Genomic DNA, 9,985 nt, shown 5'->3' with positions numbered 1-9,985 from the left:
ATGGAGAAGGTGATGGGAATGTTTTCAGAAGAACTAAGAGAGATGGATCGGAATACAGTGCAGTATATGATTGACGAGATGCAGGCAACGATAGATGCACAGTCTGCTGCCTTGGAAGAAGAGAAGAAAAGACACGAAGAAGAGCAGAAAAGAAACAAAGAAGAAAATAATAAGCTGCAGGAGCTGATTGCCGCTCAGGCTGCCGCGCTTGATAAGGCTATGAAGCGGATAGAAGAACTGGAAAGAAAAAATGGTTCTGAACCCGTAAAATAAGCCGCCGCAGTGTGTGGTGGAAGCTGATGTTTCCTGCAGGATGCGGGATATCAGGCTCAAAGGAGCGCAGCCGTGAACGAGGTGCAGGCGATTTACATTTAAAAAACTATAAAGAGCAGCATCCAGACTCTGCGTGACATGCGGGTAGGGATGCTGTTTCTTTTTTTGACCTTTTGTTTGCCTGAATATAAAGAACTGCAAAAACTACTGATAACAGGGTTAAAATATATAACCATGGCGAGGGGAGGCCATGGCGCGGAGCACATCCTTGGTTGAAAATGGGATCCTTTTGTGCTATTCTTATGTAAGTATTACGCTTAAATATCCATTTTTCAAAAAGAAAAGAGGAAATGATATGGCAACTTTAAAAACATTACTTGAGAATCTGGATGTCACGGTGGTAAGAGGCCGGCTGGAGCTGGATATTACCGATGTGGTTTATGACTCCAGGAAAATTACAAAGGGATGTCTGTTTATTTGTATAGAAGGAGCTAATTTTGACGGGCACAGCGCAGCGGCGCAGGCAGTAGAGCAGGGAGCTGCGGCTCTTGTGGTGCAGAGGCCTGTTAAGGTGCCGGAGGATGCGCAGGTGGCCATTGTGCAGGTGGAGAGCACGCGGTATGCCATGGCGTTTATTTCGGCGGCCTGGTTCGGGCATCCGGCAGAGAAGATGAAGACTATCGGGATTACCGGGACGAAGGGAAAGACGACCTCAGCTTATCTGGTAAAGTCGATTCTGGAGAATACCGGCCTTAAGGTGGGGCTTATCGGTACAATAGAAGCAATTATCGGCGATAAGCATATTCCTGCTGAGAATACCACGCCGGAGTCCTATATTCTGCAGAGCTATCTGGCGCAGATGGCTGAGGCCGGCTGTGATGCGGTGGTGATGGAGGTTTCTTCCCAGGCGCTGATGCAGCACAGAAGCCAGGGATTTGTATTTGACTTCGGTATTTTTACCAATATAGAGCCGGATCATATCGGGCCTAATGAGCATGGCAGCTTTGAAGAATATATGCGCTGCAAGGGAATGCTTTTCAGGCAGTGCCGCGTGGGAATTGCCAACCGGGACGACAGTCATTGGGAGCAGGTTATGGAAGGGCATACGTGCAGGCTGGAAACCTACGGGCTGTCTGAAGAGGCGGATCTGCGGGCTGAAGGAATGCGGCTGACCAACAGGAACGGGCATCTGGGCGTGGCGTTTCAGGTTAAGGGGCTTATGGATTTTGACGCTGAGATAGCTATGCCGGGACGGTTCAGCGTATATAATGCGCTGACGGCCATCGCTATCTGCCGTCATTTCGGCGTCCCTGTGGAGGCGGTGAAGAAGGCGCTGCGGGAAGCGCGTGTAAAGGGCAGGATTGAGCTGGTGAAGGTATCGGATGAATTTACCCTGCTGATTGATTACGCCCATAATGCCATGGCGCTGGAAAGCCTGCTCACCACGCTGAAGGAGTATGACCACGGCAGGCTGGTATGTGTATTCGGCTGCGGAGGCAACCGTTCCAGGCTGCGCCGTTATGAAATGGGGGAGGTGAGTGGGAGACTGGCGGATTTAACCGTAATTACCTCAGATAATCCCCGTTTTGAGGAGCCTCAGGCTATCATTGACGATATCAAGACGGGAATTGCCAAAACGGATGGGAAGTATATCGAAATTTGTGACAGAAAAGAAGCGATTGCCTATGCGATTGACAACGGACAGCCGGGAGATATTATCGTGCTGGCAGGCAAGGGGCATGAGGATTATCAGGAGATCCGGGGAGTGAAGCACCCCATGGATGAAAGAGTGCTGATTGCGCAGATACTGAAGGAGAGAGGGATTTCCTTCTGATGGAGGGATACATGCAGGGCAGATTTGCAAATATTATAGTGGATATTTCCCATGAAAAAGTGGATCGCCCGTTTCAGTACCGTATTCCGGAGGCGCTGCTGGGGCTTCCGGAGCCGGGGATGAAGGTCAGAATACCCTTCGGCAGCGGCAATAAGCTGCGCACAGGCTATATTATAGAAATAACGGATGAGCCGGAATTTGACGTTTCACGGCTGAAGGAAATTGACTCTGTAATTGAAGAAGGAGTTCAGGTGGAAAGCAGGCTGATCCGCCTGGCCTTCTGGATGAAGGAGCATTACGGTTCCACCATGATTAACGCGCTGAAAACGGTTTTGCCGGTGCGCCAGAAGCTGAAGCAGCAGGAAAAAAAGGAAATCTGCCTCCGGGTGGGGAAAGAGGAAGCCCGGGCGGAGATGCTTCAATGTGAAAGGAAGCATCAGGGAGCCAAGGCCCGCGTCCTGCGGGAGCTGATAGCGGAGGAACGGCTGCCCCAGACGCTGGTGGCGAGGAAGCTGAATATTTCTCCCGCCACCTTCCGCAGTCTTCAGGAGGCAGGGCTGATTGACATTAACAGCGTGCCCTATTACCGGAATCCGGTAAAGCTGGATGCGCAGCGGGAGGCCGGCCACCACCTGAGTGAACGGCAGCAGTTCGTTGTGGACAGCGTGCTGAAGGATTATGACGACGGCATCCGGCAGACCTATCTGCTCCGGGGAATCACCGGAAGCGGGAAAACGGAGGTCTACATGGAGCTGATAGCGCAGATGATTCAGAGGGGCCGCCAGGCCGTTATGCTGATTCCGGAAATAGCGCTGACCTACCAGACAGTGCTCCGTTTTTATAAAAGATTCGGGGATCGTGTGTCCGTGATGAATTCCACGCTGTCCCCCGGGGAAAAATATGATCAGTGCGAGCGGGCCAGAAAAGGGGAAATTGATGTGATCATCGGTCCCCGTTCCGCGTTGTTTACACCGTTCCCGGATATCGGGATCATTATTATAGATGAAGAGCATGAAAACAGCTATAAAAGCGAAACCATGCCGAAATACCATGCCAGGGAAACGGCGGAGGAGCTTGCGGTGCTTCATGGGGCAAGCGTTTTTTTAGGCTCCGCAACGCCCTCGCTGGAGAGCTTCTACCGGGCAAAGCAGGGAAAATACAGGCTGTTTACCCTAAATGAACGTCTCACGGGAGGCGTGCTCCCCACCGTGTATGTGGAGGATTTAAGGCAGGAGCTTAAAAACGGCAACCGTTCCATTTTTTCCAAAAGGCTGCAGGAACTTCTGGAGGACCGGCTGGGAAGGGGAGAGCAGAGCATGCTCTTTTTGAACCGTAGGGGTTACGCCGGTTTTGTATCCTGCCGGATGTGCGGGCATGTGATGAAATGTCCCCATTGTGACGTTTCTTTGTCCGAGCACAGAAACGGGACGCTGGTCTGCCATTACTGCGGCTTCACCCAGCCTGCCGTGAAGCTGTGTCCGGAATGCGGTTCCAAATATATACTGGGTTTTCGGGCCGGTACGGAGCAAATCGAGGAACAGCTGCATAAGCTGTATCCGGACAAAAAAGTCCTCCGCATGGATGCGGATACCACGAAAACAAAGGACAGCTATGAAAAAATCCTGTCCGCATTTTCCGCGGGAGAAGCCGATATCCTGGTGGGAACACAGATGATTGTCAAGGGGCATGATTTCCCCAATGTGACGCTTATGGGAATTCTGGCGGCGGATATGTCGCTTTCCGTGAATGATTACCGCGCGGGGGAGCGGACCTTTCAGCTGCTGACCCAGGCGGCGGGAAGGGCAGGCAGGGGAACCAGGCCGGGAGAGGTGGTCATACAGACCTATCAGCCGGAGCATTACAGCATTCTGCATGCGGCGGCGCAGGATTATGAAGGCTTTTATGAAGAGGAAATTCTTTACCGGCAGCTGCTTTCCTATCCGCCGGTTTCTCATATCCTGGCGGTGCAGGTAACCTCCGCTGCCCAGGAAGGCGGCGAAGTGCTGGCGGGGCAATTGAAGCGGCTCTGTGAGGGCGCGCCGGAGGGACGGGAGGAGAAAACGATCATTATCGGTCCCGCGCCGGCATTTATCGGCAGAATTAATGATATTTTCCGTTATGTGCTTTATGTGAAAAATCCGGATTATGAGGTTTTAATCCGTCTGAAGAACAGAATGGAGCATTTTTTGAAGGAAGAGGATCGGAAGGACGAGAGTGTGCAGTTCGATTTCGATCCCATGTCATCCTTTTAATTATAGCAAAAGAAGAAAGGTGGAAAAGAAAAATGGCTATCAGGAATATAAGAATTATGGGAGATCCGATTCTTGAAAAGGTCTGCAAGGAAGTGAAGGAGGTGACGCCCCGGACGCAGGAGCTGATTGACGATATGCTGGAAACGATGTATGATGCCAACGGTGTGGGTCTTGCGGCGCCGCAGGTAGGCATTCTCAAAAGAATCGTTGTAATCGATGTTACGGGAGAGGATCCGATTGTACTCATCAATCCCCGCATTCTGGAAACAAGCGGAGAGCAGACCGGCGGGGAAGGCTGTCTTAGCCTGCCGGGGAAAAGCGGTACGGTAACCAGGCCCAACTATGTGAAGGTAAGGGCTTACGACAGAAACATGAAGCCCTTTGAAATGGAAGGTACAGAGCTGCTTGCCAGAGCCTTCTGCCATGAAATCGACCATCTGGACGGCCACATGTATGTGGAGAAGGTGGAGGGTGAGCTTACGGATGTGGAAGAAGTGGAAGAATAGGGGCCGCGGAGACATTTTCGGGTTTTTGTTAAATTATGGTTCGTAACTGTTGGGCACCCTCACAGTTACCACGGTTCACAGATCAGGAAAGGCAGGCATCATGAAAGTAGTATTTATGGGAACTCCCGATTTTTCCGTGGGAGCATTGGAAGCGATATGGAAGGCCGGACATGAGATAACCGCTGTGGTGACACAGCCGGATAAGCCTAAGGGAAGAGGCGGTAAGCTGCAGATGAGCCCTGTCAAGGAGTTTGCTGTTTCCCGGGGATTACCCGTTTTTCAGCCGGTTAGAATCAAAAGGCCGGAGGCAGTGGAGCAGCTGAAAACCTATGAAGCGGACATTTTTGTCGTGGCCGCTTTCGGACAGATCCTTTCTCAGGAAATATTGGACATGCCACGTTTCGGGTGCGTGAATATTCATGCCTCCCTGCTGCCCAGATACCGCGGCTCGTCGCCGATCCAGTGGGCGCTCATCAATGGGGACAAGATGACCGGAGTAACCATCATGCAGATGGATGCGGGCGTGGACACAGGCGACATGCTTATGAAATCAGAGGTGGAAATCGCGCCCTCTGACACCTATGCGAGTCTTAGCGACAAGCTGGCGCAGGCGGGAGCACAGATGATTATCCCTGCGCTTGCCGCGATAGAAAAGGGAGAGGTCACGCCGACTCCCCAGGACGATTCCTTAAGCTGCCATGTGGGCATGATCGACAAAAATATGGGCAAAATTGATTTTTCCAGATCGGCTGAGGAAATAGACCGGCTGATTCGTGGATTAAATCCCTGGCCCAGTGCGTATACTTTCTATAAGGGAAAAACGCTTAAAATATGGGAAGCCTTCCCTGTGCAGGAAAGTGCGGACGGGGAACCGGGAAGCATTCAAAGGACAGAAAAGGACGCCGTATATATCAATACGGGAAATGGCGTCCTTAAGGTAACGCAGCTGCAGCTGGAAGGGAAGAAACGCATGCTGGTAAGGGATTTCCTTCTGGGCTGCAGAATAGAAAAAGGAGAAATGCTGGGATGTTAGGATATGGTTATTATTTTGATCCAACTTATTTTCTGGTGATTATCGGCGCTGTGCTCTCTATCTGGGCAAGCGCCAGAGTCAACAATACGTTCAGCAAATATTCCAGGGTGCGCAGCATGACCGGAATGACGGGTGCGGAAGCGGCCAGGATGATACTGAACTACAACGGTCTGGGAGATGTGCAGGTGGAACACGTCAGCGGAAGCCTGACCGATCATTATGACCCCAGGACAAGAGTGCTGCGGCTTTCGGATTCCACCTATGCCTCCGGAAGCGTGGCGGCAATCGGCGTGGCGGCTCACGAATGCGGCCATGCGGTGCAGCATAAGGAAGGTTATGTGCCGCTGAAAATCAGGGGCGCACTTGTGCCGGTAGCCAACTTCGGATCCATGCTGGGTCTGCCTATCGTGGTTTTAGGCCTGGTATTTGGACTGAGCTATACGTTTATCCAGATAGGAATCTGGATTTTTGCGGCTTCTGTTTTGTTCCAGATAGTGACGCTGCCCGTGGAATTCAATGCCTCGGGACGGGCACTGAAAATGCTTCAGGGATATAATATCCTGACGGAGGAGGAGACGGGATACTGCAGAAAGGTGCTGGGCGCGGCAGCGCTTACCTATGTTGCGGCAGCGGCTTCTTCCATCCTGCAGCTGCTGAGGCTTTTGCTTCTGTCCGGCGGAAGAAGAGACCGGGATTAAGATAAATAGTAATTGTTCAGGACGTTCCGGTTCCCTTATGGCCGGTAACGGGGAAACGCCGGGGAGGCTTTGCGGAGCCTTCACAGGAGAGGATTGGAATACGGATGAAAACGGAAAATGGAGTCAATACAAGAGGCCTTGTGCTGGATATGCTTCTGGAGCTTGAGAGAGGCGGCGAATATGGTAATCTTCTGTTGAAAAATGTACTGGATAAATACGATTATCTGGACGGCAGGGACAAAGCCTTTATCAAGCGTCTTACGGAGGGTGTTTTGGAGCGGCGCATCCAGCTGGATTATGTGCTGGGGCAGTTTTCAAAGACACCCGTAAACAAATGTAAGCCGCTGATCCGCTGCCTTCTCAGAATGGGCGCCTACCAGATTCTTTTTATGGATAATATTCCTGATTCCGCTGCCTGCAATGAGGCGGTAAAGCTTGCGGAGAGCAGGCATTTCCATCAGCTGAAAGGTTTTGTCAACGGCGTCCTGCGTAGCATTTCCCGCGGAAAGGATACGCTGGCGTGGCCGGATCGGGAAAGGGAGGCTGTCAAGTATTTTTCCGTGATGTATTCCATGCCGGAATGGATCGTGCGGATGTGGCTGGCCGATTATGGCGGGAAAGTCACGGAACGTATGCTGCAGGCGCTTTTAGAGCCGCGGCCTGTGACCATACGGCTTTCGCAACGGATTTCCGCGCAGGAAAAAGAGGCCCTGCTTACGGCGCTGGAGGAATGCGGCGCGCATCCTGTGGTGCATCCCTACCTGGACTATGCCTATACCCTGGGCAAAACTGAAGGGATTGCTTCGCTTCCGGGCTTTGATAAGGGGCAGTTTGCCGTACAGGACGTGAGCAGTATGCTGGTGACGGAATGCGCCCTTGCCGGACGGGACAGCACGCAATTCCTGCTGGATGTGTGTGCCGCGCCGGGCGGAAAGGCCATCCATGCGGCAGACAGACTGTATGGCTCAGGACGCGTACAGGCGCGGGATATTTCCGGTTATAAAGCGGGACTAATTCAGGAGAATGCCCGCAGGATGGGGCTTGAAAACCTGGAGGTCCGTATTTGGGACGCCACGGTGCCGGATGAGAGCATGAAGGAAAAAGCGGATGTGGTGCTGGCGGATCTGCCTTGCTCCGGGCTAGGAGTTATCGGCAGAAAACCGGATATCAAATACCGGGTGACGCCGGAGAGCCTGCAGGAGGTTGCGGCACTGCAAAGGCGTATCCTGGCCAATGCTGCCATGTATGTTAAACCCGGCGGGCGGCTGGTTTACAGCACATGTACTATTAATAAGGCGGAAAATGAAGAACAGACGGCCTGGTTTGCTTCCCATTTTCCCTTTACCCTGCAGAGCCTTAACAACGGGCTGCCGGAAGCATGCCGGAATGCGGAAACGGAAGCGGGAATGTGTCAGCTTCTTCCGGGAATCCATGCGGCGGACGGTTTTTTTATCGCATGCTTTGTCAGGAAAGAGTAAGGAGCGTTTTTTGACGGCTGTGCACATCTGATGTGCAGGCCGCAGAAATAAATGAGTAAAAACAAAGGAATCGGTGGAAACATTGAACATACGGACAGATATCAAATCCATGACGCTTACGGAACTGAAAAAGGAATTGGAGCAGGTTGGAGAGAAAAGCTTCCGCGCAGCCCAGCTGTATGACTGGATGCACTGCAAGCTGGCTGCAGGTTATGATGAAATGACCAACCTGCCTCTGTCTTTGCGCAGTAAGCTGAAGGAAAATTACCCCTACACCAGCCTGCTGCCCATCGAGGTTCAGGAATCCCGGCTGGACGGCACAAAGAAATTCCTGTTCGGCCTGGCTGACGGAAATGTGGTGGAAAGCGTATGGATGAAATATAAACATGGGAATTCGGTGTGTATTTCTTCCCAGGTGGGCTGTAAAATGGGCTGCCGCTTCTGTGCTTCCACATTGGATGGCTGGGAAAGAAACCTGCTTCCTTCGGAAATGCTGGATCAGATTTACACCATCAGCAGGCTGACAGGGGAACGGGTTTCCAATGTGGTGGTCATGGGTACCGGGGAACCGATGGATAATTACGACAACCTGCTCACCTTCATCCGTATACTTACAGAGGAGCACGGGCTCCATATCAGCCAGCGCAACATCACCGTTTCCACCTGCGGCATTGTGCCGAAGATGAAAGAGCTGGCGGAGGAAAAGCTGCAGATTACCCTGGCGCTTTCCCTGCATGCCACCACGGATGAAAAGCGCAGAAAGCTTATGCCGATAGCCAATACCTGGCATCTGGATGAATTGATGGAGGCCTGCGCATACTATTTTGAAAAAACAGGCAGAAGGATTACCTTTGAGTACAGTCTGGTAGGCGGTGTGAACGATTCGCTGGAGGACGCAGCCCAGCTGTCCGCGCTGGCAGGCCGCCTTAATGCCCACGTGAACCTCATCCCTGTAAACCCCATAAAGGAGCGGGATTACAGGCAGTCCGGGCAGTCTGAAATCCTTGCCTTTAAAAATAAACTTGAAAAAAACAAAATTAATGTTACTATTAGAAGGGAAATGGGCAGAGATATTGACGGTGCCTGCGGCCAGCTGCGGCGGCGTCATATGTCTGGTGATAAGGAGAGGGAAGTTTAAGTGAAGGCGTTTTCTATCACCGATATCGGTAAGAAAAGACAACTGAATCAGGATCATATTTATGCCTCCCTGGAACCTGTCGGGAACCTGCCGAATATTTTTCTGGTGGCGGACGGTATGGGCGGCCATAAGGCGGGCGGCTATGCTTCCAGCTGTGCGGTGGAAACCATACTGGAGGGCATCCGTGAGTCGGAAAGCAGCGACCCGGAGGAGATTCTTACGGAAGCCATTCAGAAGGCAAATGAAGTGATTGAAAGGCGGGCCGGGGAGGATGAGCGCCTTTCCGGTATGGGAACCACTGTAGTTGCCGCCTGCTGGGATGGGAAAGAACTCCATACAGCCAACGTGGGCGACAGCAGGCTCTATGTGGTGAACGGCGGAATTGAGCAGATTACCGAGGACCATTCCCTTGTGCAGGAGATGGTCCGGGTAGGCGGCATCAATAAAGAAGAAGCCAGGAGCCATCCGAATAAAAATATAATTACGCGGGCGGTGGGGCTGGAGCGGTATCTGCGTGTGGACTGCTTCCGAAGAACCCTGGAACCCGGAAATATTGTCCTGCTGTGCTCCGACGGACTGACGGATATGCTGGAGGATGCGGAAATCTACCGGATCCTTGCCGGCGAAGGCAGTCTCCAGGATAAGGCCGTGGCTTTGGTGCAGGCGGCCAATGACAGTGGCGGCAGGGATAATATTGCGGTAATCGTGATCGATCCGTTTTTATAAAAAGCGGCGGAAACACGCGGGCCCGGCGGACATTAGCAGGTTGGCCC

General features: G+C 52.3%; 8 protein-coding genes and 1 pseudogene. All 9 read left to right on the top strand.

Annotation, left to right across the window (positions count from 1 at the left end; all coding sequences use genetic code 11):
* A pseudogene (locus tag DXC51_RS28835) lies at positions 1–273 on the top strand (PD-(D/E)XK nuclease family transposase); the annotation flags it as partial.
* Between the two features lie 355 nt (positions 274–628).
* On the top strand, positions 629–2,107 hold the full coding sequence (locus DXC51_RS28830) for a UDP-N-acetylmuramoyl-L-alanyl-D-glutamate--2,6-diaminopimelate ligase (protein ID WP_035323583.1): 1,479 nt from the start codon (positions 629–631) through the stop codon (positions 2,105–2,107).
* Between the two features lie 11 nt (positions 2,108–2,118).
* The gene (gene priA, locus DXC51_RS28825) at positions 2,119–4,359 is read left to right on the top strand and encodes a replication restart helicase PriA (protein ID WP_035323585.1); all 2,241 of its coding nucleotides are present in this window, start codon (positions 2,119–2,121) and stop codon (positions 4,357–4,359) included.
* A 32-nt stretch (positions 4,360–4,391) separates the two neighbouring features.
* Entirely contained in the window at positions 4,392–4,865 is a 474-nt protein-coding gene (gene def / locus DXC51_RS28820; protein ID WP_021639087.1) for a peptide deformylase, read from the top strand.
* Between the two features lie 100 nt (positions 4,866–4,965).
* Positions 4,966–5,898, top strand: coding sequence for a methionyl-tRNA formyltransferase (gene fmt / locus DXC51_RS28815; protein WP_021639088.1), 933 nt, complete (start codon positions 4,966–4,968; stop codon positions 5,896–5,898).
* Positions 5,892–6,596: a zinc metallopeptidase gene (locus DXC51_RS28810; RefSeq protein ID WP_021639089.1), complete on the top strand. Its 705-nt coding sequence runs from the start codon at positions 5,892–5,894 to the stop codon at positions 6,594–6,596. Before fmt ends, DXC51_RS28810 begins: the two co-directional genes overlap by 7 nt.
* Before the next feature lie 104 nt (positions 6,597–6,700).
* Complete coding sequence (gene rsmB / locus DXC51_RS28805; RefSeq protein WP_021639090.1) at positions 6,701–8,074, top strand: 16S rRNA (cytosine(967)-C(5))-methyltransferase RsmB; 1,374 nt, start codon at positions 6,701–6,703, stop codon at positions 8,072–8,074.
* Between the two features lie 109 nt (positions 8,075–8,183).
* A complete protein-coding gene (rlmN, locus tag DXC51_RS28800; protein ID WP_021639091.1) occupies positions 8,184–9,212 on the top strand; it encodes a dual-specificity RNA methyltransferase RlmN in 1,029 nt (342 codons plus the stop codon).
* Positions 9,213–9,938, top strand: coding sequence for a Stp1/IreP family PP2C-type Ser/Thr phosphatase (locus DXC51_RS28795; protein ID WP_021639092.1), 726 nt, complete (start codon positions 9,213–9,215; stop codon positions 9,936–9,938).
* The last annotated feature ends 47 nt before the right edge of the window (positions 9,939–9,985 follow it).

It is taken from the genome of Eisenbergiella massiliensis, from assembly GCF_003435485.1.
Note: the sequence above shows the minus strand (reverse complement) of the source record. Positions and strands in the feature narration are given on the sequence as shown.

Bases quoted from the DNA above. Each gene is read 5' to 3' on its own strand.
- DXC51_RS28830 (WP_035323583.1), top strand. From the start codon at position 629: ATGGCAACTTTAAAAACATTACTTGAGAATCTGGATGTCACGGTGGTA.
- priA (WP_035323585.1), top strand. From the start codon at position 2,119: ATGCAGGGCAGATTTGCAAATATTATAGTGGATATTTCCCATGAAAAA.
- DXC51_RS28810 (WP_021639089.1), top strand. From the start codon at position 5,892: ATGTTAGGATATGGTTATTATTTTGATCCAACTTATTTTCTGGTGATT.
- fmt (WP_021639088.1), top strand. From the start codon at position 4,966: ATGAAAGTAGTATTTATGGGAACTCCCGATTTTTCCGTGGGAGCATTG.
- def (WP_021639087.1), top strand. From the start codon at position 4,392: ATGGCTATCAGGAATATAAGAATTATGGGAGATCCGATTCTTGAAAAG.
- rlmN (WP_021639091.1), top strand. From the start codon at position 8,184: ATGACGCTTACGGAACTGAAAAAGGAATTGGAGCAGGTTGGAGAGAAA.
- rsmB (WP_021639090.1), top strand. From the start codon at position 6,701: ATGAAAACGGAAAATGGAGTCAATACAAGAGGCCTTGTGCTGGATATG.